The organism is Sedimentitalea xiamensis (assembly GCF_030164465.1).
In the GTDB taxonomy this organism is placed as follows: Bacteria; Pseudomonadota; Alphaproteobacteria; order Rhodobacterales; family Rhodobacteraceae; genus Sedimentitalea; species Sedimentitalea xiamensis.
The window spans coordinates 139090-165118 of sequence record NZ_JASNJE010000007.1 but is presented as its reverse complement, the minus strand read 5'-3'; the positions used below and the strand labels follow the sequence as shown (position 1 = coordinate 165118).

Genomic DNA, 26029 nt, shown 5'->3' with positions numbered 1-26029 from the left:
CCCGGAGCCTATGGTGGTGTCCGGGGCTGGTGAAGTCACGAGCCCGTGTCTCACGCGCCCGTCAGCCCATGTTACGACCAAATCGGAAAAAAACATGTGTTTTCGCAGAATGTTGCAACCCGCTCGCACGGGTGCGACCAGTTTGTGACGGCCGCACCCCGCGAATATTACAGAAGATCGGGGGGTGTCGCGGCGCGGGACAGTTCCTTCGTTACATCCGCAAGCGGCTGAACGCTGGTCTGTTTCTCGCCGAGACGGCGCACCGACACGGTGCGATCCTGGACTTCACGTGCGCCCACGGCAAGGATCACCGGCACCTTGCCGACCGAATGTTCCCGAACCTTGTAGTTAATCTTTTCGTTGCGGATGTCGGCTTCGGCGCGCACGCCCGCGGTTCTCAGGGCCGCGACGACCTCCTGCACATAGGCATCCGCTTCGGACGTGATCGCCGCGACGACCACCTGCCGCGGCGCAAGCCAGAAAGGCAGCTTGCCCGCGTGTTCCTCGATCAGGATGCCGATGAACCGTTCGAAACTGCCCAAAGTCGCGCGATGCAGCATGACCGGACGGTGCTTTGCGCCATCCGCGCCGATATAGGTCGCGTCCAGCCGTTCCGGCAGCACGAAATCGACCTGGTGCGTGCCGCATTGCCAGTCCCGCCCGATGGCGTCGGTCAGCACGAATTCGAGCTTCGGTCCATAGAAGGCGCCTTCGCCGGGATTGAGTTCCGGTTCGATCCCGGCGGCGCGGGTGGCCGACAGAAGCGCCGCCTCGGCCTTGTCCCAGATAGCGTCGGACCCTGCCCGCACCTCGGGACGATCCGAGAACTTGACGCTGAAACGGTCAAAGCCGAGATCCTTGTAGACCCGCGACAGGAAATCGATGAACTCCGCGGTTTCGCTTTCGATCTGGTCTTCGCGGCAGAAGATATGGCCGTCATCCTGGGTGAAACCGCGCACCCGCATGATGCCATGCAATGCACCCGAGGGTTCGTAGCGGTTGCATGACCCGAATTCCGCCATCCGCAGCGGCAGGTCGCGGTAGGATTTCAGGCCCTGGTTGAAGATCTGGACGTGACAGGGGCAATTCATCGGTTTCAGCGCGTTGACCGATTTTTCGCGCGCATGCTCTTCATCGACTTCGACGATGAACATGTTCTCCTGGTATTTTTCCCAATGACCCGAGGCTTCCCACAGCTTGCGGTCCACCACCTGCGGCGTGTTCACTTCCACGTAACCGCCGTCGCGCTGCCGCCGTCGCATGTAGTCCTGAAGCTCGGTGTAGATCGTCCAGCCGTTGGGGTGCCAGAAAATCTGACCGGGCGCTTCTTCCTGCATGTGGAACAGGTCCATCTCGCGGCCCAGCTTGCGGTGGTCGCGTTTCGCGGCCTCTTCCAGCATGTGCAGGTGCGCCTTGAGCTGTTCCTTGTTCGGGAAGGCGACGCCGTAGATGCGCTGCAGCATCGGGCGGTTGCTGTCGCCGCGCCAATAGGCCCCGGCGATGCTCATCAGCTTGAACGCGTCTCCCGGCACCTGGCCGGTGTGTTGCAGGTGCGGCCCCCGGCACAGGTCCTGCCAGTGGCCGTGCCAATACATGCGCAGCGGTTCGTCGCCCGGTATCGCCTCGATCAGTTCGACCTTGTAGGGTTCGTTGTTCGCCTCGTAGAACTTGATCGCGCGGTCGCGGTCCCAGACCTCGGTCGTCACGGGATCGCGCTTGTTGATGATTTCCTTCATCTTCTTTTCGATGAGGCCGAGATCTTCGGGCGTGAACGGTTCCGCGCGGTCGAAATCGTAATACCAGCCGTTCTCGATGACGGGTCCGATCGTGACCTTGGTGGCCGGCCAGATTTCCTGCACCGCGCGGGCCATGATATGCGCGAGATCGTGACGCACCAGTTCGTTGGCCTGCGCCTCGTCCTTCATGGTGTGGATCGCGATGCTGGCGTCCTTTTCGATTGGCCAGGCCAGATCGAAATGCTTGCCGTCCACCGTGGCGCTGATCGCCTTTTTCGCCAACGAGGCCGAAATATCGGCCGCGACCTCGGCGGCGGTGATCCCGGACGCGAAGCTGCGGGAATTGCCATCGGGAAGGGTGAGAGAGATCTGAGCCATATCGGCCTCCTCGTCGGTTTGGCGCCCACTGAACGCCCGGTTGCGGGTTATTTGCGATCGCTGTTTGGCCGGAGCGGAGCGGGCTGTCAACCGCTCTGCGCTTCCGGGCATTCGTGTCGACGTGTTTTCTGCGGTGCCGTGCGGCGCGGCAAGCCCGTTCGGCAAGAACCGGATTGCGGCCACGGGATTCGCGTGCATGATCGTCCCAGGACAGGAGACGGCCATGAGCACGACAAACTATCTGGATACGCCGGAGGGGCGGCGGCTCGCCTATCATCTCTCGCCGGGGGATGGCCCCTGCGTCGTGTTCCTCGGCGGGCTGAAATCGGACATGCAGGGGACCAAGGCGATCCACCTTCAGGCATGGGCCCAGGCTCGGGGGCGCGCATTCCTGCGGTTCGACTATTCGGGTCATGGCGAAAGCAGCGGCGCGTTCGAAGACGGGTGCATCGGCGACTGGGCCGAAGACGTGCGGGCGGCGGTGACGCGGTTGACGCAGGGACCGCTGGTCATCGTCGGGTCGTCGATGGGCGGATGGCAGGCGCTGTTGCTGGCGCGGGCGATTCCCGACCGCATCGCGGGCCTTGTCACGATCGCCGCCGCGCTGGATTTCACCGAGGACGGATACTGGCGCCGCTTCACGGCAGAACAGAAACGGGCCCTGGAGACGGTTGGCCATGTCGAACTGCCGTCGGACTACATGGAACCCTATGTCATCACGCGGCGCCTGATCGAAGACGGCCGCGACCATCTGGTGCTGCGGGATGCGCTGGCTCTGCCGTTTCCGGTGCGTTGCCTTCAGGGCACGGCCGATACCGCGGTCAGCGTGGACACCGCGCTGCGTCTGCTGGAACATGCCGATTGCCCGGACATGCGCCTGACGCTTGTCAAGGACGCGGACCACCGGTTTTCCGACGAAAGCTGCCTGCGCCTGATCGAAACCGCGATCGCCGAGGTTCTGGCCGGGCGTGTCTAGAACTGTCGGTCAGGGCCTGCGGCGGCGACGGTTCCGATCCGATCCAACGAGAACGAGGTTTGAAAATGGAACAACGCATCAGTCTGACTACGCTCGGTGCAGAGGATATCGAGGCTGCCGCCGCCTTTTATGAAGCGCTCGGCTGGCGGCGCGTGCCCTCGCAAGATGGGGTTATCGCCTTTGACCTGATCGGTCAGACGCTGGCATTGTATCCGCTGAGCGACCTCGCCCGCGACATGGGTCTGCCGGTTGCCGATCTCGGCCAGGGCGCGATCACACTTGCCTATAACGTGAGAAGCGCGCCGGAGGTGGCGGAGGTGCTGGCCACCGCCGAAGCCGCCGGCGCGACCATTCTGAAAGCCGCGGAAGAGACCTTCTGGGGTGGTCACGCAGGATATTTCCGCGCGCCTGACGGGGCCATCTGGGAGGTGACTTTCAACCCCTTCGCGCCGCTGTCCCCGGATGGCGCCTTTCGCTGGAACGGCTACGGCTGATGCGCAAGCCCCGCAGCATGTGGAGCCTTGAAACGCTGGGCCGGATCCGGTTGTCGCGCCATTTCTTCATGCGGGAGTTTCTCTATTCCGAGATCGCCAGTTTCCATGGCTTGCAGAACATTCCCGACAATCCGGACCTGGCGATCGAAGCCGGTCGGGCGTTCTGCGAAACCCTGCTGGACCCGTTGGAAGAAACCTTTGGCCGGATCGCGGTGCGGTCCGGATATCGCTCGCCCCTGGTCAACGGATTCGGAAACGAAAACGGGTTGAACTGCGCGCGCAACAACCATCCGCTGGAATGCCACATCTGGGACAGGGGGCAGGGCGAGGATCGTGTTGCGGGCGCGACGGTCGTGATCCCCTGGTTCGCGGACCAGTATGAACAGGGGCGCGATTGGAGAGACCTTGCCTGGTGGCTCCACGACCACCTGGCCTATTCGGAAATCTGGTTTTTTCCTAAGCTCTGCGCCTTCAACCTGTCCTGGCGCCCGACGCCGCGTCGCCGGATCGACAGCTATATCGCGCCACGCGGCCGGTTGCTGGCCCCCGGACAGGCGCCGCCGGAGCCGCCGGCCCGGAGGGGCGCAAGATACGCGGATTTCCCGGCGTTTCGCGGCATCGCATTTCCGGGCCCGCCTTTGGACATGGGGCTGTCGCTGCGGGATCAGGTATAAAGCGCGGCCCGCTGTTCTTTCGTCAGGACATGCACCGGCGCGGTGGGGGCGCCTGTGTCCAGGTCGAAGAACGGTGTCTGTTTCCAGCGCCCGGACAGGCGCGCAGAGCCCAGACCGACGGCGAGCCGCCAGGCCATGAACGCCGATCCCTTGTGTTTCGGCGCGCCGCCCGATTGCGGAATGAAAGCCTCGACCCGAACAGGCCCGATGGCGGACACATCCTGAAGCCGGCCGGTATGGATCGAAGAGAAGGGGAGGCCCGACTTCGCCAGCGTGTTGAACATCGGGACCTTGCAGCAGTTTGCATACCAGCGCAGCAAGCCCCTGGGGCCGAGCCGCAAGATGGCCAGATTGGCCGCGCCCTGTTCGAACTGCACAGTGTCCGGTGTCGTCATGAACAGCTCGACGCCGTGGGGGTCCGGATCCTTCCGGTTCAGATGAAGTTCCGCTGCGCGGCAATCGCGGCAATGACAGATTGCGTGGATGCCCGAGGCCGATGTGGCCGGGCTGATCGTGCCTCGGATCTGACCGCAGTCGCAGGAAAAGACAATGGCGTTCCGGTCAACCACCGTCTGCGCTCCGGTTATTCCGCCGCCACGTTCTTGTTGGCGGGCTTCTTGTCGCCGGTGCCGCTGTTGGCATCGATGAAGTCGAGAACCAGCGGCCGTATGTTCACGCGCCAGGACTTGCCGGCAAAGATGCCATAGTGACCCGCGTCGGGTTCGACATGGCTGGCCTTCTTGCTGGCGGGCAGGCCGGTGCACAGTGCCAGCGCCGCGATGCACTGGCCCGGAGCCGAGATGTCGTCCTTCGCGCCTTCGACGGTCTTGACGGCGACGCTGGTGATCTTGCCGATATCCACCTTGTGGCCGTCCACGACGAATTCGTTCCTGGCGATCTCGCGGCCCTTGAAGACACGTTCGACGGTCGACAGGTAGAATTCCGCCGGCATGTCCATGACGGCCAGGTATTCGTCGTAGAACCGGTTGTGGGCGTCATGGTCCGAAGCCTCGCCGCGCGATGCGCGCACGATCTGGTCCTGGAACGCCTTGCCGTGCCGTTCGGCATTCATCGACATAAACGAGGCGAGTTGCAGGAGACCGGGATAGACCATGCGGCCGACGCCGGGATACTTGAACCCGACCCGCTGGATCATCGTTTCCTCGAGCTGGCCCATGGTCACGCGCCGCCCGAAGTCCGTCACTTCCGTCGGGGTGGCATCCGGGTCGACCGGACCGCCGATCAGGGTCAGCGACCTGGGCTGCGCCTCCGGATCCTGCTCGGCCAGGTAGGCGGTGGCGGCGAGCGTCAGGGGCGCTGGCTGGCAGACGGCGATCACATGGGTGTCCGGACCCATTTCCCGCATGAAATTGACAAGGTAAAGCGTGTAGTCCTCAATGTCGAACTTGCCTGCCGACACCGGGATGTCGCGCGCGTTCTTCCAGTCGGTGACGTAGACTTCGCAATCGACCAGAAGCGATTTCACGGTGCTGCGCAGCAGGGTGGCGTAATGGCCCGACATCGGCGCGACCAGCAGGACCTTGCGCGGCTTGGTCTCGCGTCCGGGGACGTGGAAATGGATCAGGTCGCCGAACGGTTTTTCGACCACCGTCTCGATGTTCACCAGATGGTCCATGCCGTCCTCGCAGGTGAATGTCCGTATGCCCCAGTCGGGTTTCACGGTCATGCGCTGAAAGGTGCGTTCGGTCACTTCGCCCCAGCCGGCGATCCAGCTGAGCGCAGGGTTTGGAATCATGCTGAAGATAGGATAGGATGCAAGGGCCAGTGCGGACGCGCCCATCCATTGATTGGTATTGCGCGCCGTCTCCATCAAGTCGTAGGTTACCATGTAGCGCATTGTCGGGACTCCATCCGTTCTCTTTCGACCCTGAGGGATCGGACCATTCGTCGCTTTGCCCCCCGACTACAAGCAACGATATTCTGCATAGCAGCAAGATTACGAGGGATTCGTTAAAATGACAACTACCCAAGACAGCGCACCAGAACTGTCCGGAGAACACATTGAAAGACTTACCGAAAACCTCGGAAAGATCGAGGCTTTGTCAAAACGCCTGATCGATGTGATGACCCGCAAGACCGGACACAACGCTGCGTTGAACGGCCCGAAGCAGGACTTGTTCGCCAAGGCGGCACAGGCCTACTGGACGCAGGCCTTCCAGAACCCCAGCAAGATCATCGAGCAGCAGGTGGAATACTGGGGCAAGTCGCTGAAACACTTTGCCGAAGCGCAGGAAACGCTTGCCAAGGGCAAGTTCCAAGCGCCGGAAGATCCCGGCCCGAAGGACCGCCGTTTCGCGAATCCGCTATGGGACAGCCACCCCTATTTCAACTTCATCAAGCAGCAATACCTGATCAACGCCGACGCGATCAAGCAGGCGGTGGACAGCGTCGAGGACATGGACGCCAAGGAAAAGCAGCGCCTGACCTATTTCGCGACCCAGATCGTCGACATGATGGCGCCGACGAACTTCCTGGCGACCAACCCGGATGCGCTGGAAAAGGCGCTTGAAACCGAAGGCCAGTCCCTGGTGGACGGGCTGGAGAACCTGATCTCGGATCTCGAGGCCAACAACGGCGAACTCGTCGTGCGCCTTGCCGATGAAAAGGCGTTCGAACTTGGCAACAACATTGCGACGACTCCGGGCGACGTGGTTTACCGCAACAAGATGATGGAGCTGATCCAGTACAAGCCCGCCACCGATACGGTGCACGAAGTCCCGCTGGTCGTGTTCCCGCCCTGGATCAACAAGTTCTACATTCTCGATCTCAAGGCGCAGAACAGCCTGATCAAGTGGATCACCGAACAGGGCTACACGCTGTTCGTGGTCAGCTGGATCAACCCGGATTCCAAATATGCGGACATCGGAATGGAGGATTATATCCAGGACGGATACCTGACCGCCATCCGCGAGGTGAAATCGATCTGCAACGTCAAGCAGGTCAACGCGATCGGCTATTGCATCGCCGGCACTACGCTGGCGATGACCCTGTCGCTGCTGAAACAGCGCGGCGACAAGTCGGTGAAATCGGCGACGTTCTTTACCGCGCTGACGGATTTCGGCGATCAGGGCGAATTCACGCCGTTTCTGACGGACGATTTCATTGACGGGATCCAGGCGGAAGTCGAAGACAAGGGGATTCTGCCATCCTTCATCATGGCGCGGACCTTCAGCTATCTGCGGTCCAACGATCTCGTCTACACGCCCGCCATCCGCAGCTACATGATGGGAGAGGCGCCGCCGGCTTTCGATCTGCTCTACTGGAACGGCGACGGTGCGAACCTGCCCGCCAAGATGACCCTTCAGTATCTGCGCGGCTTGTGTCAGGAGAACCGGTTCACCCAGGATGGGTTCGACCTGTTGGGGCATACGCTGAAAGTATCGGATGTCGATGTTCCGCTGTGTTCCGTCGCCTGCGAGACCGATCATATCGCGGCGTGGAAGGACTGTTACCGTGGCGTTCAGATGATGGGGTCGCAAAGCAAGACCTTCATCATGACCCAATCCGGCCATATCGCCGGCATCGTCAATCCGCCCAGCCGGAACAAATACGGCCACTACACCAACGAAGACCTTTCCGGCGATCCGAAGGCATGGCTGGACGGCGCGGATTTCCACGAAGGATCCTGGTGGCCGCGCTGGGAAAGGTGGCTCATGGACCGGTCCGGTAAGAAAATTCCCGCCCGCGACATTGGCGATTCGGACCATCCGTCGCTTGCTCCGGCCCCTGGAACCTATGTCCGCATGAAGGCAAGCGCCGGGAAACGTTGACTTTTCCAGTTTTTGCTGCGACGCAGCATTTTTTCCTTGAAATGCCGCGCCGCAGCATGCATATTGTCCTCAATACAACCGATACCGGACAGACCCGGTTGAACACAAAGGACATGAACCATGGCAAAGACCCAAGATTTCACCGCCGTCATGAAAGACATGATGGGCGCTTTCCCCGTTGACACCAAAGCTCTGGAAGACGCTTTCAAGACTCAGGCAACCCTGAACGAGAAACTGTCCGGCGTTGCTCTGGAAGCTGCCGAGAAATCCGCCGAGATTTCCAGCAAGTGGACCAAAGACACGATCGCCAAGCTGGGCGAAATGTCCAAAGCGAAAGCCGAGCCGGCCGACTACGCCAAGTCGATCACCGATTTCGCTTCCGCTTCGGCTGAAGTTGCTGCCGAGAATATGGCCGCTTTCGCCGAAATCGCGAAGAAAGTGCAGATGGACACCGTCGAACTGCTGATGGCTGCCGGCAAGGACATCACCGAAGATGCGACCGCCGCTGTCAAGAAGGCCACCAACGACGTGACCGCCGCTGCCAAGAAAGCAGCAGCCAAGTAAGGCGCACAAGACGCCGATTTGCGCCAACTCCTCCCAACCGGTGCAATCGCGGGGGCAGGTCGAAAGACCTGCCCTTTCTTTTTGTTCTGCGCTCGCATAGTCTTTGCTGCATCGCATCATATGTCGGGAGGACAAGACGTGGCGGAACAGGAAAAATCCCTTCTGATCAAACGGTATGCCAGTCGGCGGCTCTACAATACCGAGACCAGCGACTACGTCACGCTCGAGGATATCGCCGGGTTCATCCGCGACGGTCGCGAGGTGCAGATCGTCGATCTGAAATCGGGAGACGACCTGACGCGTCAGTATCTGCTCCAGATCATCGCGGAACATGAAAGCCGGGGCGAGAACGTGCTGCCGGTCACGGTTCTGAACGATCTCGTGCGCAGCTACATGCTGCCCGGCGGGGGGATGATGCCGCAGTTCCTGCAAAGTTCCTTTGACATGCTGCGCGAGAACCAGGCCAAGATGATGGAAAACATGTCGGCCATGAACCCGATGAGCAAGATGCCGGGATTCGAGGCGATGAAAGCCCAGCAGGAAGCGTTCCTGAAGGCGATGACCGGCGGCATCACCCGGTCATGGTCGGGACCCGAAGCGGAAGAGACGGATGGCGGCAGCGACTCGGAGGATCTCGATGAGATCAAGAAACAGTTGGCCGACCTGCAAAAGAAGCTGTCAAAGCTGAAGTAGCGAACCCGCGCCCCGTTCAGGTTCCGTAGGTTCGGGCCGGGTGCATTACCTGATCGATGGCTTGCAGGACAATGTCCGCGATCACGTCGAGTTCGGCCCGGGTCAGGCGCACCGGAAGGCGCGCGTCGCAGGCCCGCATCAGCATCGCGCGCGTCTTGGGCAGGTCCGGCCGGTCCGGCAGGAACCGCCAGTTCCAGAAAGCGCGGGCGTTGTCTTCGCTCATCCCGAAGATCTGCACCTTGAGGCCGCGCGCGTCGGCTGCTTCGGCGAAGGCGCGGGTTTCGGAATCGCTGAGACCGACCAGATTGAACTGGATCGAATCCGGCGCGCGGGATTCCTGCGGCAGCGCGGGCGGAACCGACAGGTAGGGGGAGCCGTTGAGGCGGGCGGCCACATGATCGTGGTTCTTCCGTCCATCCCGCACCCGCCGGGCAAGTTCCGGAATCTGCGGACGGATAACCGCCGCCGTAAGATTGCTCATCCGCATGTTGTAGAGAGGCAATTCGTTCTGCCATCTCGCGAAGGCCAGTTCGAGATCCGGCGTGTTTTCGCCATGGGGACCCTTGTGCTTTTTCCAGTTGTGTTCGTAGGCTCCCGACATGATCACGGCGCGCGCCACCAGATCGGCGTCGTCGGTGATCAGAATGCCGCCCTCGCCGGCATTGAGCATCTTGTAGGACTGGAACGAAAAACAGCCGATGCGTCCGATCGTGCCGATGTTGCGATCCCGCCACGTCGTGCCGAGCGAATGCGCCGCGTCTTCGATCATCGGGATCCCGCGGGCGTCGCAGAGGTCCATGATCGCATCCATGTCGCTCGTGTGTCCGCGCATGTGGCTGATAATGACGGCGGATATGTCCTGATCCAGCCGCGTTTCGAAATCCGCCAGATCGATGCGGAAGTTATCGCCGACCTCGCAGAGGACCGGCACGCAGTCGGCGTGAACAATGGCGGAGGGCACCGCCGCGAAGGTGAAGCCGGGGATCAGTACACGCGCATCGCGCGGCAGCCCCAAAGCCTTGAGCGACAGGAACAGGGCCGCCGAGCAGGACGACACCGCGAGCGCGTATTTGCTGCCGATCATCCGCGCGAATTCGGCTTCCAACAGCGCGACCGGCGCGTCCTTTGGCGCGGTATAGCGAAACAGATCGCCCGACAGCATCAGGTCGTCAATGGCGTCGCGCGCGGCGGGCGGGATCGGTTCGGCGTCGTGAACGTTCGGCGGCAGTATCATATTTGAACTTTCCTAATCCGGATTTCGGAAAACATAAATCAGGAACGAGGGCGTGCCAACACCGCTTTTCGACCATCGGCAAGGATCCGGACGGACCCGGTGCGTTTTTGTCAGAAACCGAGCCGGTCGCGCATGGCGAACCAGGTCATCGCGAGAACCAGCAAGGGCGAGCGCAGGGCCGAACCGCCGGGAAAGGACGGGGTCGGAATGCGGGCCATGGTGTCAAAACCCTCGGCCTGACCCTGGATCGCCAGCGCCATCAGTTGACCGGCATGGGTGGCCGTCCCGACGCCATGCCCGGAATATCCCGACGCCGACAAGATGTTCGGCGCCACCCGTGCGAGAAACGGCATGCGTTTCATCGTGATCCCGAGCGTTCCGCCCCAGGCGTAGTCGATCCCGATATCCGCCAGATGCGGATAGATCTGGGTCATCGGTTTGCGCACCAGCGCCGCGATGTCCGCCGGGAACCTGTATCCATAGCTCTCGCCGCCGCCGAACAGCAGCCGCTTGTCGCCGCTGAGTCGGAAGTAGTTGATGACGAACTTGCTGTCCGCGACTGCGACATCTTTCGTCAGGACCCTGGCGGCATCGTCGCCGAGCGGTTCGGTGGCCGCGATGAAATTGTTGATCGGCATGACACGCGCCGCGACCTTTCGGTTCAGGTTGCCGAGGTATCCGTTGCAGGCCAGGATGACGTGTTCGGCGACGACCCGCCCCTTGTCAGTCTGCACCGTGGTGGGCCGCCGTTCCTGGATGTGATGCACGGGGCTGTCCTCGAACACCCGCACACCGGCCTTCACCGCCGCATGTCCAAGCCCCAGGGCGTAGTTCAGGGGATGCAGATGACCGGCGCCCCAATCCAGCGTTCCACCCTTGTAGTCGGGCGACGGACAAAGCGCGTGGCAGGCTTCTTCGTCGAGCATTTCGATCTGATCATAGCCATAGCGGGTCCGGAGATGTTCGCCATAGGCATGCAGACCAGCCACCTCGCGGGTATTTGACCCGGTATGCGCCACGCCGGGTTTCAGATCGCAGGCGATGTCGTGCTTCGAAATCAGGTCCTTGACCAGCGCCTTGGCGTCTTCGGCCAGTTGCCAGAGTTTCGCCGCTTCCGGCTCGCCCATCAGAGATTCCAGCGCATCCTGTTCCATCCGCTGTCCGCTGCCGAGTTGACCGCCGTTGCGCCCGGATGCACCGAATCCGATCCGGTGGGCATCCAGCAAAACGACGTCGAACCCGGCTTCCGCAAGGTGCAGGGCCGCGGACAGCCCGGTATAGCCGGCGCCAACCACGCAGACATCCGCGCGGGTTTCTCCGCGCAATGGCGCGAACCGGTCCATCGGTGTGGCGGTGGCGGCATACCAGCTCCTGGGGTATTCGCCTTGCGTGTCGTTGGAATACAGCAGGTTCATCCGTCCGGCCGGCCTTTCTCGCGTTGACGTATCGACGTCGATCAGACGTTCAGCAGAAGATGTTCCCGCTCCCAGGGGGAAATCACCTGCAGGAACTCTTCGTATTCGGCCCGCTTCACGATGCTGTAGACGCGGGAGAAATCCGGTCCCAGCACCTTTTGCAGTTCGACCGCCTCTTCAAACAGGTCCAGGGCTTCGCCCATGACGCGGGGAATGTCCTCTTCCCCTTCATAAGCGTCGCCCTTGAACTGCTTGTCCGGGCGTTTTTCTTCGATCAGGCCGAGATAGCCGCAGGCCAGCGACGCGGCGATGCCGAGATAGGGGTTGCAGTCCATGCCGCCCAGGCGGTTTTCGATCCGGCGCGCCTCGGGACCGGCCAGCGGGATCCGTATCCCCGTCGTGCGGTTGTCACGCCCCCATTCCAGGTTGATCGGCGCCGCATGGTCGCGCGTGTAGCGGCGATAGCTGTTCACATAGGGCGCCATGATGGCGATCGCCGCAGGCAGGTGGTTCTGCAACCCGGCGATGAAATGGAAGAACGCATCGGTTTCCCCGCCCTGCGGCCCGGAAAAGATGTTCTTTCCGGTCTCGATGTCCAGGACCGAATGGTGGATGTGCATGGCGCTGCCGGGTTCGTCCGCGATCGGCTTGGCCATGAAGGTTGCGAAACAGTCGTGTCGCAGGGCGGCTTCGCGGATCAGGCGCTTGAAATAGAACACTTCGTCGGCCAGTTTGACCGGATCTCCGTGACGCAGGTTGATTTCAAGCTGACCCGCGCCGCCTTCCTGGGTGATGCCGTCGATTTCGAAACCCTGTGCCTCCGCGAAATCGTAGATGTCGTCGATCACCGGGCCGAATTCGTCGACGGCCGTCATCGAATAGGCCTGCCGCGCGGCGGCGGGACGGCCCGAGCGGCCCATCATCGGTTCGATCTGTTTGGCCGGGTCTATGTTGCGGGCGACGAGATAGAATTCCATTTCCGGCGCCACGACCGGTTTCCAGCCCTGGTCGCGATAAAGCTGAACCACGTTCTTCAGCACGTTGCGCGGGGAAAACGGGACGGGTTTGCCCTTCCGGTCATAAGCGTCGTGAATCACCTGGAGCGTCCAGTCCCCGGTCCAGGGCGCGGCGGTCGCCGTGGACATGTCCGGGCGCAGGATCATGTCCTTTTCGATGAAGCCGTCGTCGCCGGCGGCTTCGCCCCAGTCCCCTGTGATGGTCTGGTAGAAGATGCTGTCCGGCAGGTGGAAATATTCCTGCTTCTCGAATTTGGACGCTGGCACCGCCTTGCCGCGGGCGATTCCCGGCAGGTCGGAAATGATGCATTCGACTTCATCCAGCCGCCGGCCTTCCAGATAGGCCTGCGCCGCGGCGGGAAGTTTGTCGTTGAAACTGGTCATCGGACGCTCTTTCTCTTGAAGAATTCGGCCATGAATTCGGCCATCTCGCTATTGTCGGTCGGGCCGTCCAGCCTGGCGCTGGCGGCGTCGAGCACGTCATCGGAAATCACGCCCCGGCCGCGCGTCCGGATCAGCCCATCGACGAAGGCCGCGTCGTATTCCGGGTGCGGCTGAACCGTCCAGATGGTGTCGCCATAGGCCAGGAACGCGTTCTTGCAGAATGCATTGCCGCCGATCACGCGGGCGTTTTCGGGCAGGCCCGTCACCTGGTCCTGATGCCACGCATTCAGGGTCACGGTCTTGTCGCCCAACCGGTATTCGGTGCGTCCGACGGCCCAGCCGTCCTTGAACTTCTCCACCTTGCCGCCGAGCGCCTGCGCGATGATCTGATGACCAAAGCAGACGCCGATCAGCGGCAGGTTCCGGGCGGCGATATCGCGGATCAGATCCTCCAGCGGCGGTATCCAGGGGTGATCCTCGTAGGCACCGAAGCGCGAGCCGGTGATGATCCAGCCGTCGGCGGCATCCGCATCGGTTGGGAACTCGCCGTCCACAACCGCATAGGCGTCGAAGTCAAACCCGTGACCGGCCAGCATCTTCTGGTAGATGACGTCGTAATCTCCCATTGATTCCAACAGGTTGTCCGGGGCGTGACCGGTTTGCAATATGCCGATTTTCATGTTCGTGCTCATGGGGTCTGTTGCGGACATCGACCGGGCCGAAATCAAACGGTTTCGAGATAGATCTCGACCCGCTCGTTTGGGGTCAGCTCTTCCATGTAATGCATTTCCTGGCGCTTGGTCAGGACAAAGTTGCGGATCAGCTCGGGATGGAAGATGCGTTTGACCTCGGGGCTGGTCTCGAAGGCGTCGATGGCGCTGGCCCAGTCCGAAGGGATCTGCGGCAGAACGGCGGCATAGGCGTTGCCGGTGATCGGGGCGGGCGGATCCTTGGCATCCTCGATGCCGTTCAGCGCGGCGCCGAGGATCGCGGCGACCATCAGATAGGGGTTCACGTCGCCGCCCGCGACCCGGTGCTCGATGCGGCGCGCCGCCGGGTTGCCGCTGGGGATGCGGATCGCCGAGGTGCGGTTTTCGTAGGCCCAGCTGATGCCGGTCGGCGCATGGGCGCCGGGCACCATCCGGTCATAGCTGTTGGCATGGGGCGCGAAGACCAGGGTGCTGCCGGGCATCGCCGCAAGGCACCCCTGCACTGCGTGGCGCAACGTGTCGCTGCCCTTGTCGCTGCCGTCGTTGAAGATGTTGTTGCCGGCCTCGTCCAGAACCGAGAAATGCATGTGCAGCCCCGATCCGGAATAATCCTCGTAGGGCTTGGCCATGAAACTGGCGGCGAACCCGTGCCGCCGGGCCAGACCCTTGACCAGCATCTTGAAGAGCCAGGCATCGTCGGCGGAGCGCAGCGCGTCCGGCCCGTGCATCAGGTTGATCTCGAACTGGCCCAGACCGGCCTCGGAAATCGCGGTGTCTGCGGGGATGTCCATCTCCTCGCAGCCGTCGTAGAGATCGGTGAAGAAGCTGTCGAACTGATCGAGCGCCCGGATCGACAGGGTCTCGGCGGCCTTGCGGCGCTTGCCCGAGCGCGGCGAGACCGGAACCTGCAGCTTGCGGCCGGAATCGTCGATGAGGAAGAATTCCAGTTCGAGCGCCGTCACCGGGGTCAGACCGCGCGCCTTGTAGCGGTCCAGCACCGCGCGCAGCGCCTGGCGCGGATCGCCCGCGTAGGGGCGGCCATCCTCGTGGAACATCCAGATCGGCAGCAGCGCGGTCGGCGCGTCGAGCCAGGGCATCGGCATGAAACCGCGCTCGGTCGGACGCAGCACGCCGTCGGCGTCGCCACTGTCAAAGACCAGCGGACTGTCGTCGATATCCTCGCCCCAGATATCGAGGTTCAGGACCGACATCGGAAAGCGCGTGCCGTCCTTGACCACCTTGTCGGCAAAGCGCGTCGGGATGCGCTTGCCCCGCGGCTGGCCGTTGAGATCGGCGGCGGCGACGCGGATCGTGCGCACCTGGTGGTTCTTGCGGAGCCAGTTGTCCATCGTCATCACTTGCCGGCGACCTTTCCGGCGTCATCGCGGAAATCCCGCGCACGGCGCGATGCGACGCCTGCCCATGCCGTCTGGTCCATTTTGATCATATTGCAGAACTCCGAATATACCTGGTCAGACGCCAAAATGCGTCGGATGACTCCGTACGATAAAAAATTTGATCAAAAAATGCATACTACCGGATGAGATTCGGACGCAAGCGAATTCTTTGCCGTTCGGGCTGCGGCAGATGCCGGTTCAGGTGTTTTCCGATCAGGCCGAACACGAATACGATCACCAGCGTGAACAGGATGAAATACCCGGCCAGGATCGGATAGGGCACGAAGGGATTGAACGTCTTGTCGGCGAAATAACTGGCGTAATACAAGGCGTCGCCCCGTTGTTGCCAGGCCGGAAAGCCGGAAAAGAAAACCAGCGTCGTGGCATGGAACAGAAAGATCGCTTCGTTCGTGTAGGCAGGCCAGGCCAATCGCAGCATGGTCGGCCAGATGATCCGCTTGAAACGCGGCCAGCCGGACATTCCATAGGCGTCCGCCGCCTCTGTGTCTCCCTTGGGGATCGACCGCAGAGCACCGTAGAAAATTTCGCCCGTATAGGCGGCTGTGTTCAGGAACAGCACGATCAGCGCGCCCAGCCATGCCGCGGTGAACGGGCTGAAGAACGGGTTCACGTTCTTCAGGCTGAGAAACAGGAAATAGGCAAAGAAGAACTGGATGAAGAGCGGCGAGCCCCGGAACACGAAGATGAACCATTCCGCGGGCTTGCGAAACCAGGGATTGGGCGATCCTTTTGCCACCGCCAGTGCCGTCGCCAGGAAGAACCCGGTGAGCAGTGCCATGACGCCGAAATAGATGTTCCAGATCATGCCGGACCCGATCAGGGTCGCCTGTTCGCAAAAGGTGAAGCCTTCGCGCGGCAGGAGGCGTTCGCCGAAGCCGAGCGACCGAAGACCATAGTCCTGTATCGTTTGCAGGCAGTCGGACATCAGGCCGCCGCCTTTCTCTGCGCTTCGCCGCCGGACGTGGCCTGCCCAAGGGTGAGGCGGAGCATCAGCCGTTCCAGGACGATTTCGGACACGCGGGTGAAGGCGAGGTAGAAGACCAGCAGGAACAGGAAATACCACATGCGCCAGTCCCCGTGCGGATAGTCCGTGAACCGCGAGGTCTTGGTGCCGCCCAGTTCGCGCGCCCAATAGACGATGTCTTCGATGCCGAGCAGGAACAAGAGCGGCGTCGCCTTGATCAACACCATCCAGAGGTTCGACAGGCCGGGCAGGGCATAGACCCACATCTGCGGCACCAGGATCCGCCAGAAGGTCTGGCGATGGCTCATGCCATAGGCTTCGGCGGTTTCCAACTGCGCATGCGGAACGGCGCGCATGCCACCGAACAGCACATTGGCGGCGAAGGCCCCGAACACAATCGCGAAGGTGATGACCGCCAGGAAAAACCCATAGGTTTCATGCATCCATTGCGGCGCGGTGCTGAGCGGCAGTTTGGCCGCGGTGCAGACCACAAAGTCGGATCCCTGACGGATCGGCTGATCCCAGTCCGGGCACAACGCCTTGTGGCGCAGGTATTCAAACGCCTGATCCAGCGCGATTACGAAGAACAGGAAGAACGCGATATCCGGCACGCCGCGCACCAGGGCGATATAGGTCTTGCCGAGCCAGCGGAACGGGGCGACGCGCGACCGGGCGGCCATGGCGCCGACAAATCCGAAGCCCAGGGCAACCGGCGCGGTGATCGCGAGCAGCAGAAGGACCTTGAAGAAGGCGATGTAGAAAGACATGTGCACGCCGGTCGTGAGATAGCAGGAAAACCAGCGAAAGGTTCCCAGCGTGTCAGGATCGGTGCAGAAGGAAAACATGTCGGTGGATGCGCCTGCTCGTCAGGCCCTGCGGCGGGGCGTGCATGTGTGAAAAGGCCCGCCTTCGGGGCGGGCCTGATCCGTGTGACTCAATAGGTCGTGGTGTCTTCGCCGAACCACTTCTTCAGCATCGTGTTCAACGTGCCGTCGGCCTTCATGTCGCTGATGACCGCATCGAACTTGTCGCGCAGTTCTCCGTCGCTTTCACGCAGGCCCATGCCGACGCCGCCGCCCAGCGGAACCGGGTCGCCGACGAACATCAGTTCGCCGTTTGATTCCTCGACCAGCGGCACAAGATAGTCGCGGTCTGCAAAGACCGCGTCCGCTTCGCCGTTGCGCACGGCGGCGACGGTTTCTTCGGGTGTCGCGAACTCGACCAGGGTCGCGCCGCTCTCGGCGATATAGCCCGCCTGGATCGTCGCCGTCTGGGCCGCGACGATGGCGCTGGATACGTCCACGCCATCAGCCGCCGCGACATAGGCCGAGTCGGTCGGCGGATAGTAGTTCTGGGTGAAATCGATCACTTCGTCGCGTTCGGCGGTGATGCTCATCCCGGCCATGATCGTGTCGTAGTTGCCCGACACCAGGTTCGGGATGATCGAATCCCAGTCGTTCTTGACCCATTCGCAGGTCAGTTCGGCGCGCTTGCACAGCTCGTCGCCCAGCTCGCGTTCGAACCCGTCGACCTCGCCGGCGTCGTTGATGAAGTTATACGGAGGATAGGCACCTTCTGTGCCCATCCGGATGGTCTTGTCTTGGGCGATGGCCAGTCCGGCGCTCAAGGCAAGAGCGGCGGCGCCCAGGATCAGTGTCTTCATTTTGGATACTCCCTTGGTTTTTTTGTTTACGCTGCATGGGTTGCGGACAGAAACCCGCGCAGGCGTTCCGATGTGGGCGCGCCGAACAACCGGTCGGGCGGCCCTTGTTCTTCGATCAGGCCCTGGTGCAGGAACACGACGTGATCGGACACGTCATGGGCCAGCTTCATGTCATGGGTCACGATCAGCATGGTGCGGCCTTCGGCGGCGAGATCCTTGATGACCTTGACGACTTCCTGTTCCAGTTCCGGGTCCAGCGCACTGGTGGGTTCGTCGAAAAGCAGCGCTTCCGGTTCCATGCAAAGCGCCCGCGCGATTGCGGCCCTTTGTTGCTGGCCGCCGGACAACTGCGCCGGATAAGCGTCGCACTTGTCGCCGATGCCGACCTTTTCGAGATATCCGCGTGCGGCGTTTTCGACCTCGGAACGGTCGCGTCCCAGGACGGTCAGGGGCGCTTCCATGACGTTCTGGAGGATCGTCATATGGGCCCAAAGGTTGAATTGTTGAAACACCATCGAAAGATTGGTGCGGATTCGCAGCACCTGTTTCGGGTCCGCCGGGCGGCGGTTGTGGCTGTCGCCTTTCCAGAGGACCGGTTCGCCCTTGAAGAAGATGTCACCCTGCTGGCTGTCTTCCAGCAGGTTCGCGCAGCGCAGCAGCGTCGACTTGCCCGAACCCGAGGACCCGATCAGGGATACGACGTCACCTCTGCGCGCATGGATATCGACCCCTTTGAGCACCTCGAGCTGGCCGTAGCTCTTGTGCAGGTTCCTGATCTCTATGACGGCGGGTGTGTCTTGCACGGCGGGTCCGGTCTGTTGGGCTCTGTTAGGCCGGTAATAGGGATGAAATTTTGGGCCAATGCAACTTGCAAAACGGGCGGCAAGGGCGGGAACCCTCCGAATTGACGGAACAGAATGCTTTTTTGGTCAGGGATCGGGCGGATTCGGGATGGCCAGATAGGCCTCTTTCGGAATGGCGACGAACCCCTTCAGATGCAACGCGGCCCGATCCTTGTCCGTCAGATCGCCGATTGCCCGGCGCACGGCCGATGCGATGGGGGCCGGGTCGCGCCCTTTGGACGTCACGAACGGCAGGCCCGGCGTGGGGGCGGTGGCCCCGACGACCTTGAGCTTCTGCGTCACCGGGTCGTGGTCGGAGAGCAAGGCCCATGTCACCGCATCCACCCCGGCCAGGTCGGCCTGGCCATTGGCGACCGCATGGGCGGAGGCCGCATGCGCACCGGTGCGAAGATGCCCCCTGAAGCGGGTTCCAAGCGCGCCAAGATGCGTCATCGGCCCGGCCCAGCCGGATTGCGACATGGCCTCGTTATAGGCAAAGACACCGCCGGCAAAATCCGCTTCGGTTCTGCCTGGTGCATCCGAACGCGCCACGAAGATCGAACGATAGTAGCCCGGCGGGCATCCGGGCGGTCCGTAATCCGGAGTCCCGACCAGCGTGACCTGCGGATGCAGCCGCTTCCGATAGGGCATGCCGCAGGTCTGCGCCAGAACCAGATCCTTTGACTGCCAGACGTCCCACAGGTCGGCGTCGCGGGTCAGGGCCGTCGGGCCAAATCCCAGCCGGTCCCGTATTAATGACCAGAAACGATCGTTGGACGGGCGCAGCGCGGACATGTCATACATGCCCAGGGATGCGATCACGCCCCCGCCGCTCTTTGCCGGGCCAGAGCGCTATCCACATCGCTGACCCCGAGCAGGTTGGCGACAAGGCGCAGCATCGCGTTTTCCTCCTCCGCCCGCGTGCCGTCGGCCAGCACCACGGTCCAGAGCGATTCGACCACCGAAACCCGGTCGTCGTAGGGTACGGCATCCTTGATCGCGCGGGTGAAACGGACGGTATCGGGGGCTTCGGTTTCCAGGGTTTCGGCCTTGCCGCGCAGGTCGGCCGCTTCGAAGGGGGACAACCCGTACCGGTCGCTGACGATCCGGTCGATGCGGGCGATTTCCGCCGGCGCATAATTGTTGTCGGATCGCGCGATGCGCACCAGCAGCGCCGTCAGGGCGAGACGGGCGTCGTGGTCAGGCAGCGGGGCCGGTTGCGGCTCTGTCAGCCGCCTCAGAAAATCACCAAACATGTGGGATGTATAAGCCGGGCGGAAGCCGACGCCAACTAGGAATGCGCCGGCCTTGACTGCATTGCCCGTTCGCGGGCTGCCTTGCTTTCCAGAAAGCTCAGACCCATCGCTTTTCGGGCGCTTTCGAGAACGCGCAGTTCGTCCTCCTTGGGGTCGCCATCCGCCAGAACCACCTCCCACAGCGCATCGAGTGCCGCGAGGCGTTCGGACAGGCCCGTGGTTTCCCGGATCAGTTTCGCAAAGGTATCGGTTTCCGGGGCCGCGGCGTGCAGTTTTTCGCAGGTGGCGCGGATCTTGGCCGCCTCGATCGCATTGTGCTGGAACAGGCGGGCGAGGATGCGGTCGATCAGGCTGATTTCCGCCACCTTGTAGTCGCGGTCCGACATGGCCACCCGCACCAGCAATGCGCCGAGCGCCAGTTCGGCGTCCGGATCGGGCAGTTCTTCGGTGTTGCTTGCGCGGAATGCGGCAAAGAGCTTGTTCAACATGGCAAAACTGTATCCCGTCCGTTGGGCTTCGCCAAGATTTTCCTACCCGTCGAAGCCTTCGATGATCACCAGATCGCCAGTGGAAACCGGGTCGCGCAAGGCTTTGGCGTCCTGATAGCCGACACTGTCATAGCAGGCCAGGGCCTTTTCGTAGCTGTCGAATTCGATAACGACGGTGCGGGCGCGGGCATGGCCTTCGCGGACCATGCGCGGACCGCCGCGCACCAGAAAGCGGGCGCCGTACTCGGCAAAGGGCGCGGCATTCGCGGCAACATATTTCTTGTAGACGTCCATGTCATCGATATCGACATGCGCGACCCAGTATCCCTTGGCCATGTGGCGTTCCTTCTTCCGATGGTCGTGGGACAGGCTGGGATAGAACGCAGGGAAAATCAACAGGCCATGCAGGCCGGAGACCCGCGCCGCCAGTCGCCCGGCCAGATGTCAGCGGGTCAGTTCCCGCATGCCCCTGTCCAGCCCCGCGAGAGTCATCGGCACCATCCGGTTCTCGAAAATCTGCCGGATCATCTGGATCGAATGCGTGTAGCCCCAGTACTTCTCCGGAACCGGGTTGATCCACAGGTTCTTGGACCATTGTTGCCGGGCCCGCTCCAGCCAGACGCTGCCGGCTTCGGCGTTCCAGTGTTCGTTTGCGCCGCCGGGATAGGCAATTTCGTAGGGGCTCATGGATGCGTCGCCGACGAAGATGCATTTGTAGTCCGGCCCATAGGTGCGCAGGACCTCGTGTGTCGGGGTCTGGGCATCCCACCTGCGGCGGTTGTCGCGCCAGACGCCTTCATAGAGGCAATTGTGGAAGTAATAGTATTCCAGGTGCTTGAATTCGCTGCGCGCGGCGGAAAACAGTTCCTCCACCACCTTCACATGCGGGTCCATGGAACCGCCGATGTCCAGGAACAGCACGACCTTGACGGCGTTGTGCCGTTCGGGCCGGGTTTTCACATCGAGATAGCCGTGTTCGGCGGTCGCACGGATCGTTCCGTCCAGATCCAGTTCGTCGGCCGCGCCTTCGCGGGCCCAGTGGCGCAACCGTTTCAGCGCCACCTTGATGTTGCGGGTGCCAAGCTCGACCGTGTCGTCCAGGTTCCTGAATTCGCGCTTGTCCCAGACCTTGACCGCGCGCTGGTGGCGGCTTTCCTTCTGGCCGATACGGACGCCTTCGGGATTGTAGCCATAGGCGCCGAACGGGCTGGTGCCGGCGGTGCCGATCCATTTGCTGCCGCCTTGGTGGCGGCCTTCCTGCTCCTTGAGCCGTTCGCGCAGGGTCTCCATCAGTTTCTCGAAACCGCCGAGCGCTTCGATTTCCGCCTTTTCCTCGGCGGAGAGATGTTTTTCCGCCATCTTGCGCAGCCAGTCGGACGGGACGTTCACAGCGTCCAGCACCTGATCGAAGCTGATGTCCTCCAGCCCCTTGAAGCTGGCGGCAAAAGCCCGGTCGAACTTGTCGATGTTGCGTTCGTCCTTCACCATCGCGGTGCGGGCCAGGTAATAGAAGGCTTCGACATCGTAGGTGGCCAGGCCCGCTTTCATGCCTTCCAGAAAGGTCAGGTATTCACGCAGCGAGACGGGAACGCCGGACTTCCGCAGGTTTTCGAAGAAGGGGAGAAACATGGGTTCACTGCGCCAATCTGTCGATGACGATCGTGGCGATCATGCCTATAGCGCCGAACGCCATGGCCGACGCCGCCGCGTATTGCGCGATATCCGCGGTTTTGCCGCCCTGGCGTTTCGCGGTCATGGCGCCGACGACAGCGCCCAGTGCGACGCTTGCGATCACGATCATGGTCTCTTACCCGCCTGACTAGCTCTTGTGTTCCCCGCGCAACCTCAACGATGCGATTTCCTGCATCTTGGCCCGCACGGCCCAATCCGAGCCAAACCCGTATCTTGCCCATCCCACGCTGTCCAGTCTGACGGTGCGTGCCGCGTCGCTCTGGCCTTTCATGTCAAGGGCTTCGGCCTGAAGCAGCATCAGGGTGGCCAGAAGGGCAGCGTTTTCCGAACGCGCCGCGACGTCCAGATTGGGCGCGATCTGACGCAAGGCCGCGTCCGGATCGCCCGAAGCGAGCGCATGGGCCGCGGTCTGGGTCGTGATGTAGGCGCGGTGCAGTTCGGTTCCGGGCGTGCGCCCGAGATACCCGAGTGCACTGGCATAATATTGTTGCGACAAGGCGGGATCCTGCGACTGCGCCATCCGTCCGAGCATGTAATATCCGAAGGCGCGCCGGTGGTCCTGCCACCCAAGGCGCTGTGCCGTCAGCGCGGCGGATTGCGCCGCCGACTGGCGGGCGGACAGGCCCGTGTCGGGACCGAGTGCGATCTGGACCGAGTCGATCCAGTCGCGCGGCGTCTGGGACACGGCCTGCACCGGCAGCCGGTTTCCACGCGGATTGAGACGCGACAGGATGTCGGGCAGTTCGGCCGCGACCTGCGCCTTGGACATGCCGCTGTAAAGTTCCGGCGCATAGGTCATGCGCAGAACAAGCATGTCAAAGCCGGTCAGCACCGTATGCACATTGTCATCGTTGAACACCGAATCCGGCAGCCGGTAGAGATCGTTCAGCGGACCGATCGCCTGCGCCAGTTCCTCGTGCAGGCAATCGCGGATTTCCTGCGGCGAGGAATCGTAGGGCACGAAGATGGCGATCCGTTCCCGGCGGCGAAGCGTGGACCAGTTCGTTTCCGGACTGCGCCGCTTGCCTCGGTAATCCGACAGGCTCGAGACATTCGGTACGACGAAACAGGCCGCATGCGGCAGGGTTCGCCGGATTTCGGCGCGGCTGACGGCCTGGATGGTGATATTCGCCGTCGGGGCGGCGGTTTCCCGGATGTCGATCCCGGCTTCGCGTTGCAGGCGGGTCAGCAGGCGCCGCAGGTCGGGTCGCAGGGTGGCTGGCGGATTGCCGATGACCCGCACCGAGATCGGGGTTTCAAAGCGGGTAAAGACGGGAAGGGCACGCCCGCTTTCCAGTTCGAAATGCAGCGACAGGAAATCGGCTGCGATGTTGCTGTTGGATTGGACCGGCGGGTCGGGTCTGGGTGTGGCGAATGCCTTGATCGGCGGCAGGCTGGAATCCGCGATCTGCGCGCGCGACGGAACGTCGGCCGGCTGCGGTGCGGCGCAGGCGGAGAGGATCAAGATAAACAGAAAGATTACGGTTCTGATCAAGGACGCTGGTATTTGATGAACGGGGTCAGGTTTGCAATGCGGTCGTACAGTTTTCGCGCGGTTTCGTTAAAATCCTGTGTCAGCCAGTAGACGGTCGGCGCACCTTGCGCGTCGGCGGCGGCATAGACCGCTTCGATCAGGGCGCGTCCGACTCCGGCGCCGCGCGCTTCGGGTCTGGCATAGAGATCCTGAAGATAGCAGACCTCTTCGATTTTCCAGGCATGCCGGTGAAACAGGTAATGGGTCAGCCCGACAAGGCGCCCGTTCCGTTCCGCAACCAGAGCCGAAAAATCCCTCGGGTCGCCGCCGAGCAGCCGGGCGAAAGTGCTGTCGTAAACCGCATCGGCGACGCCGGTCTCGTAGAATTGCAGATACTCGGTCCACATCTCCGCCCATTCCGGGCGATCCTCGGCGCGGAGCGGGCGAATGTTGATGGTCGTATCTGCGTTCATGCGCGGCAGCGTGGCAGAGAGGGCGGCATCGCTCAAGGAAAAACACGCGGCGGCGGGGGCTGCACGGAGCGTGTCTTTCACGTTTCGCGGTCAGATCGCCGGTTTGTTTCGCGCGTTCTGCACTGAAGCCCGATCTTGATCATCCCACGCAAATCGGATTCACAAGCCCCGATCCGAAACGTCCTGATTGGCACGCCACGCTATCTTTGCCCGCGCGCCATGAATGCAAGCCGTTCGAACAGATGCACGTCCTGTTCGTTTTTCAGAAGCGCCCCGTGCAGTTTCGGCAGGGCATTCGCCCCGTCGCGTTTCAGATCCTCCGCGGAGAGGTCTTCGGCGAGCAGGAGTTTCAGCCAGTCCAGGACTTCGGATGTTGACGGTTTCTTTTTCAGCCCGGCGGTGTCGCGCAGCTCATAGAACTGCGTCAGGGCGGTGGTCAGAAGCTGTTCCTTGATGCCCGGATGATGAACTTCGACGATCTTGCGCATGGTGATCTCGTCCGGAAACCGGATGTAATGGAAGAAGCAGCGGCGCAGGAACGCGTCCGGCAATTCCTTTTCGTTGTTGGATGTGATGATCACGATAGGGCGCTGACGGGCCTTTATCGTTTCGCTGGTCTCGTAGACAAAGAACTCCATCTTATCCAGTTCCTGCAAGAGATCGTTGGGGAATTCTATGTCGGCCTTGTCGATCTCGTCGATCAGCAGGACCACCCGGTCCTCGGCCTCGAAGGCCTGCCAGAGCTTGCCCTTCTTGATGTAATTTCGCACGTCATGCACTTTCTCTTCGCCCAACTGGCTGTCGCGCAGCCGGCTGACGGCGTCGTATTCATAAAGGCCCTGCTGTGCGCGGGTGGTGGACTTGATGTTCCATTCGATCATCCGCAGCCCCAAGGCGTCCGCGACCTGGTGCGCAAGTTCGGTCTTGCCGGTCCCCGGCTCTCCCTTGACAAGCAGTGGACGTTCCAGCGTGACGGCGGCGTTGACGGCAATCGTCAGATCGTCTGTCGCCACGTATTCCTTGGTGCCTTGAAATTTCATGTTTTTACAACCCTTTGCTGTTAACCCCCTAAGGGCGGACGCTTGGAAGGACTTTTAGCGCAAGGCAGGCAGGATTGTGTAGTGACATTCCGAAATGCGTCGGATAAACGCTGCGGCAGTAGGAAGACAGATGTCTGAGGAAGTTGAATTGTCAGGGACTGTTGGCCATTCCAAGGGAGTTGAAATGAAGCAGGACGCGTTTCTTCCGGATGACTACCGACCGGCTGAAGATGAACCGTTTATGAATGAACGCCAACTCGAGTATTTCAGGCGCAAGCTGCTCGACTGGAAACATGAGCTGTTGGTCGGAAGCCGCGACACGATCGAAGGTCTGCAGGATGGCACGCGCAATATTCCCGACGTTGCCGACCGCGCAAGCGAAGAAACCGACCGGGCACTGGAACTGAGAACGCGGGATCGCCAGCGCAAGCTGGTTGCCAAGATCGACAGCGCCCTGCGGCGGATCGAAGACGGCGAATACGGCTATTGTGAAGTGACCGGGGAACCGATCTCCCTGAAGCGTCTGGATGCGCGCCCCATCGCGACCATGAGTCTCGAGGCGCAGGAACGCCATGAACGGCGCGAGAAAGTTCATCGCGACGATTGAGCCTATCGACGCCGGTGACAGGTGACTGGACGTGCGCCGTAGCGAAT

29 protein-coding genes are annotated in these 26029 nt (G+C 61.9%); 7 read left to right on the top strand and 22 right to left on the bottom strand.

The genetic code is table 11. The features are described 5' to 3' along the window. Window positions 1-167 precede the first annotated feature (167 nt). Window positions 168-2114: a threonine--tRNA ligase gene (gene thrS / locus QO034_RS08495; RefSeq protein WP_284485082.1), complete on the bottom strand. Its 1947-nt coding sequence runs from the start codon at window positions 2112-2114 to the stop codon at window positions 168-170. 223 nt (window positions 2115-2337) lie between these two features. Between thrS and QO034_RS08490 the strand changes: the two genes are divergently transcribed. From QO034_RS08490 to QO034_RS08480, 3 genes are all read left to right on the top strand, one after another. Beyond that, complete coding sequence (locus QO034_RS08490) at window positions 2338-3090, top strand: alpha/beta fold hydrolase (protein WP_284485081.1); 753 nt, start codon at window positions 2338-2340, stop codon at window positions 3088-3090. 65 nt (window positions 3091-3155) lie between these two features. After that, window positions 3156-3584 (top strand): VOC family protein, encoded by a 429-nt coding sequence (locus QO034_RS08485; RefSeq protein ID WP_284485080.1) that lies wholly within the window; start codon window positions 3156-3158, stop codon window positions 3582-3584. 17 nt (window positions 3585-3601) lie between these two features. Further along, the gene (locus QO034_RS08480; RefSeq protein ID WP_284485110.1) at window positions 3602-4258 is read left to right on the top strand and encodes a hypothetical protein; all 657 of its coding nucleotides are present in this window, start codon (window positions 3602-3604) and stop codon (window positions 4256-4258) included. On the opposite strand, the gene QO034_RS08475 is transcribed toward QO034_RS08480, so the two are convergent. Then, complete coding sequence (locus tag QO034_RS08475) at window positions 4249-4827, bottom strand: DUF6151 family protein (RefSeq protein WP_284485079.1); 579 nt, start codon at window positions 4825-4827, stop codon at window positions 4249-4251. The two genes, QO034_RS08480 and QO034_RS08475, sit on opposite strands and share 10 nt — an antisense overlap. Window positions 4828-4841: 14 nt before the next feature. After that, window positions 4842-6116 carry a polyhydroxyalkanoate depolymerase gene (phaZ, locus tag QO034_RS08470; protein WP_284485078.1) on the bottom strand — a complete coding sequence of 425 codons (1275 nt, stop codon included), beginning with the start codon at window positions 6114-6116 and terminating at the stop codon, window positions 4842-4844. 118 nt (window positions 6117-6234) lie between these two features. On the opposite strand from phaZ, the gene QO034_RS08465 reads away from it, so the two are divergent. Next, a complete protein-coding gene (locus tag QO034_RS08465) occupies window positions 6235-8049 on the top strand; it encodes a PHA/PHB synthase family protein (RefSeq protein ID WP_284485077.1) in 1815 nt (604 codons plus the stop codon). Here QO034_RS08465 and QO034_RS08460 read toward each other — a convergent pair. Continuing rightward, window positions 8013-8210, bottom strand: coding sequence for a hypothetical protein (locus QO034_RS08460; protein WP_284485113.1), 198 nt, complete (start codon window positions 8208-8210; stop codon window positions 8013-8015). The genes QO034_RS08465 and QO034_RS08460 overlap by 37 nt on opposite strands. Here QO034_RS08460 and QO034_RS08455 point away from each other — a divergent pair. Together QO034_RS08455 and phaR are read left to right on the top strand one after the other, a co-directional pair. Further along, window positions 8170-8613 carry a phasin, PhaP gene (locus QO034_RS08455; protein ID WP_284485076.1) on the top strand — a complete coding sequence of 148 codons (444 nt, stop codon included), beginning with the start codon at window positions 8170-8172 and terminating at the stop codon, window positions 8611-8613. The two genes, QO034_RS08460 and QO034_RS08455, sit on opposite strands and share 41 nt — an antisense overlap. 138 nt (window positions 8614-8751) lie before the next feature. Continuing rightward, window positions 8752-9306: a polyhydroxyalkanoate synthesis repressor PhaR gene (phaR, locus tag QO034_RS08450; RefSeq protein ID WP_284485075.1), complete on the top strand. Its 555-nt coding sequence runs from the start codon at window positions 8752-8754 to the stop codon at window positions 9304-9306. 16 nt (window positions 9307-9322) lie between these two features. On the opposite strand, the gene QO034_RS08445 is transcribed toward phaR, so the two are convergent. The 18 genes from QO034_RS08445 to QO034_RS08360 all read right to left on the bottom strand — a co-directional run bounded on the left by QO034_RS08445 (window position 9323) and on the right by QO034_RS08360 (window position 25375). Next, the gene (locus tag QO034_RS08445) at window positions 9323-10540 is read right to left on the bottom strand and encodes a DegT/DnrJ/EryC1/StrS family aminotransferase (protein WP_284485074.1); all 1218 of its coding nucleotides are present in this window, start codon (window positions 10538-10540) and stop codon (window positions 9323-9325) included. A gap of 110 nt (window positions 10541-10650) precedes the next feature. Next, on the bottom strand, window positions 10651-11955 hold the full coding sequence (locus tag QO034_RS08440; protein WP_284485073.1) for an NAD(P)/FAD-dependent oxidoreductase: 1305 nt from the start codon (window positions 11953-11955) through the stop codon (window positions 10651-10653). Window positions 11956-11996: 41 nt separating this feature from the next. Then, window positions 11997-13355: a glutamine synthetase family protein gene (locus QO034_RS08435; RefSeq protein ID WP_284485072.1), complete on the bottom strand. Its 1359-nt coding sequence runs from the start codon at window positions 13353-13355 to the stop codon at window positions 11997-11999. Beyond that, the gene (locus QO034_RS08430; protein WP_284485071.1) at window positions 13352-14035 is read right to left on the bottom strand and encodes a type 1 glutamine amidotransferase; all 684 of its coding nucleotides are present in this window, start codon (window positions 14033-14035) and stop codon (window positions 13352-13354) included. The genes QO034_RS08435 and QO034_RS08430 overlap by 4 nt, the downstream gene beginning before the upstream one ends. A gap of 44 nt (window positions 14036-14079) precedes the next feature. Next, window positions 14080-15414, bottom strand: a complete 1335-nt coding sequence (locus QO034_RS08425; RefSeq protein WP_284485070.1) for a glutamine synthetase family protein — start codon at window positions 15412-15414, stop codon at window positions 14080-14082. Window positions 15415-15598: 184 nt separating this feature from the next. Continuing rightward, a complete protein-coding gene (locus QO034_RS08420) occupies window positions 15599-16408 on the bottom strand; it encodes an ABC transporter permease (RefSeq protein ID WP_284485069.1) in 810 nt (269 codons plus the stop codon). Further along, the gene (locus QO034_RS08415) at window positions 16408-17292 is read right to left on the bottom strand and encodes an ABC transporter permease (RefSeq protein WP_284485068.1); all 885 of its coding nucleotides are present in this window, start codon (window positions 17290-17292) and stop codon (window positions 16408-16410) included. The genes QO034_RS08420 and QO034_RS08415 overlap by 1 nt, the downstream gene beginning before the upstream one ends. Window positions 17293-17381: 89 nt before the next feature. Next, window positions 17382-18110 (bottom strand): transporter substrate-binding domain-containing protein, encoded by a 729-nt coding sequence (locus tag QO034_RS08410; protein ID WP_284485067.1) that lies wholly within the window; start codon window positions 18108-18110, stop codon window positions 17382-17384. Between the two features lie 26 nt (window positions 18111-18136). Beyond that, window positions 18137-18913, bottom strand: a complete 777-nt coding sequence (locus tag QO034_RS08405) for an ABC transporter ATP-binding protein (protein WP_284485066.1) — start codon at window positions 18911-18913, stop codon at window positions 18137-18139. 126 nt (window positions 18914-19039) lie between these two features. After that, window positions 19040-19774, bottom strand: a complete 735-nt coding sequence (locus QO034_RS08400; RefSeq protein ID WP_284485065.1) for a phosphate/phosphite/phosphonate ABC transporter substrate-binding protein — start codon at window positions 19772-19774, stop codon at window positions 19040-19042. Further along, a complete protein-coding gene (locus QO034_RS08395) occupies window positions 19771-20208 on the bottom strand; it encodes a tellurite resistance TerB family protein (protein WP_284485064.1) in 438 nt (145 codons plus the stop codon). The genes QO034_RS08400 and QO034_RS08395 overlap by 4 nt, the downstream gene beginning before the upstream one ends. 35 nt (window positions 20209-20243) lie before the next feature. Beyond that, complete coding sequence (locus tag QO034_RS08390) at window positions 20244-20696, bottom strand: tellurite resistance TerB family protein (RefSeq protein WP_284485063.1); 453 nt, start codon at window positions 20694-20696, stop codon at window positions 20244-20246. Window positions 20697-20738: 42 nt separating this feature from the next. After that, complete coding sequence (locus QO034_RS08385) at window positions 20739-21032, bottom strand: DUF1330 domain-containing protein (RefSeq protein WP_284485062.1); 294 nt, start codon at window positions 21030-21032, stop codon at window positions 20739-20741. A gap of 108 nt (window positions 21033-21140) precedes the next feature. Next, complete coding sequence (locus QO034_RS08380; RefSeq protein WP_284485061.1) at window positions 21141-22325, bottom strand: vWA domain-containing protein; 1185 nt, start codon at window positions 22323-22325, stop codon at window positions 21141-21143. 4 nt (window positions 22326-22329) lie between these two features. Further along, window positions 22330-22497: an apolipoprotein acyltransferase gene (locus tag QO034_RS08375; protein WP_284485060.1), complete on the bottom strand. Its 168-nt coding sequence runs from the start codon at window positions 22495-22497 to the stop codon at window positions 22330-22332. 18 nt (window positions 22498-22515) lie between these two features. Further along, window positions 22516-23883: a DUF2927 domain-containing protein gene (locus QO034_RS08370; protein WP_284485059.1), complete on the bottom strand. Its 1368-nt coding sequence runs from the start codon at window positions 23881-23883 to the stop codon at window positions 22516-22518. Further along, entirely contained in the window at window positions 23880-24335 is a 456-nt protein-coding gene (locus QO034_RS08365; protein ID WP_284485058.1) for a GNAT family N-acetyltransferase, read from the bottom strand. The genes QO034_RS08370 and QO034_RS08365 overlap by 4 nt, the downstream gene beginning before the upstream one ends. Before the next feature lie 200 nt (window positions 24336-24535). Beyond that, a complete protein-coding gene (locus tag QO034_RS08360) occupies window positions 24536-25375 on the bottom strand; it encodes an AAA family ATPase (protein WP_284485057.1) in 840 nt (279 codons plus the stop codon). 184 nt (window positions 25376-25559) lie between these two features. Between QO034_RS08360 and dksA the strand changes: the two genes are divergently transcribed. Next, entirely contained in the window at window positions 25560-25982 is a 423-nt protein-coding gene (dksA, locus tag QO034_RS08355; protein ID WP_284485109.1) for an RNA polymerase-binding protein DksA, read from the top strand. The last annotated feature ends 47 nt before the right edge of the window (window positions 25983-26029 follow it).

What these genes read in the sequence shown, in the direction of transcription:
- thrS (WP_284485082.1), bottom strand. Translation starts at nt 2,114, where the DNA reads ATGGCTCAGATCTCTCTCACCCTTCCCGATGGCAATTCCCGCAGCTTC.
- QO034_RS08490 (WP_284485081.1), top strand. Translation starts at nt 2,338, where the DNA reads ATGAGCACGACAAACTATCTGGATACGCCGGAGGGGCGGCGGCTCGCC.
- QO034_RS08485 (WP_284485080.1), top strand. Translation starts at nt 3,156, where the DNA reads ATGGAACAACGCATCAGTCTGACTACGCTCGGTGCAGAGGATATCGAG.
- QO034_RS08480 (WP_284485110.1), top strand. Translation starts at nt 3,602, where the DNA reads ATGTGGAGCCTTGAAACGCTGGGCCGGATCCGGTTGTCGCGCCATTTC.
- phaZ (WP_284485078.1), bottom strand. Translation starts at nt 6,116, where the DNA reads ATGCGCTACATGGTAACCTACGACTTGATGGAGACGGCGCGCAATACC.
- QO034_RS08465 (WP_284485077.1), top strand. Translation starts at nt 6,235, where the DNA reads ATGACAACTACCCAAGACAGCGCACCAGAACTGTCCGGAGAACACATT.
- QO034_RS08455 (WP_284485076.1), top strand. Translation starts at nt 8,170, where the DNA reads ATGGCAAAGACCCAAGATTTCACCGCCGTCATGAAAGACATGATGGGC.
- QO034_RS08460 (WP_284485113.1), bottom strand. Translation starts at nt 8,210, where the DNA reads ATGTCTTTCATGACGGCGGTGAAATCTTGGGTCTTTGCCATGGTTCAT.
- QO034_RS08445 (WP_284485074.1), bottom strand. Translation starts at nt 10,540, where the DNA reads ATGATACTGCCGCCGAACGTTCACGACGCCGAACCGATCCCGCCCGCC.
- QO034_RS08440 (WP_284485073.1), bottom strand. Translation starts at nt 11,955, where the DNA reads ATGAACCTGCTGTATTCCAACGACACGCAAGGCGAATACCCCAGGAGC.
- QO034_RS08435 (WP_284485072.1), bottom strand. Translation starts at nt 13,355, where the DNA reads ATGACCAGTTTCAACGACAAACTTCCCGCCGCGGCGCAGGCCTATCTG.
- QO034_RS08430 (WP_284485071.1), bottom strand. Translation starts at nt 14,035, where the DNA reads ATGAAAATCGGCATATTGCAAACCGGTCACGCCCCGGACAACCTGTTG.
- QO034_RS08425 (WP_284485070.1), bottom strand. Translation starts at nt 15,414, where the DNA reads ATGGACAACTGGCTCCGCAAGAACCACCAGGTGCGCACGATCCGCGTC.
- QO034_RS08420 (WP_284485069.1), bottom strand. Translation starts at nt 16,408, where the DNA reads ATGTCCGACTGCCTGCAAACGATACAGGACTATGGTCTTCGGTCGCTC.
- QO034_RS08415 (WP_284485068.1), bottom strand. Translation starts at nt 17,292, where the DNA reads ATGTTTTCCTTCTGCACCGATCCTGACACGCTGGGAACCTTTCGCTGG.
- QO034_RS08410 (WP_284485067.1), bottom strand. Translation starts at nt 18,110, where the DNA reads ATGAAGACACTGATCCTGGGCGCCGCCGCTCTTGCCTTGAGCGCCGGA.
- QO034_RS08395 (WP_284485064.1), bottom strand. Translation starts at nt 20,208, where the DNA reads ATGTTTGGTGATTTTCTGAGGCGGCTGACAGAGCCGCAACCGGCCCCG.
- QO034_RS08390 (WP_284485063.1), bottom strand. Translation starts at nt 20,696, where the DNA reads ATGTTGAACAAGCTCTTTGCCGCATTCCGCGCAAGCAACACCGAAGAA.
- QO034_RS08385 (WP_284485062.1), bottom strand. Translation starts at nt 21,032, where the DNA reads ATGGCCAAGGGATACTGGGTCGCGCATGTCGATATCGATGACATGGAC.
- QO034_RS08380 (WP_284485061.1), bottom strand. Translation starts at nt 22,325, where the DNA reads ATGTTTCTCCCCTTCTTCGAAAACCTGCGGAAGTCCGGCGTTCCCGTC.
- QO034_RS08375 (WP_284485060.1), bottom strand. Translation starts at nt 22,497, where the DNA reads ATGATCGTGATCGCAAGCGTCGCACTGGGCGCTGTCGTCGGCGCCATG.
- QO034_RS08365 (WP_284485058.1), bottom strand. Translation starts at nt 24,335, where the DNA reads ATGAACGCAGATACGACCATCAACATTCGCCCGCTCCGCGCCGAGGAT.
- QO034_RS08360 (WP_284485057.1), bottom strand. Translation starts at nt 25,375, where the DNA reads ATGAAATTTCAAGGCACCAAGGAATACGTGGCGACAGACGATCTGACG.
- dksA (WP_284485109.1), top strand. Translation starts at nt 25,560, where the DNA reads ATGAAGCAGGACGCGTTTCTTCCGGATGACTACCGACCGGCTGAAGAT.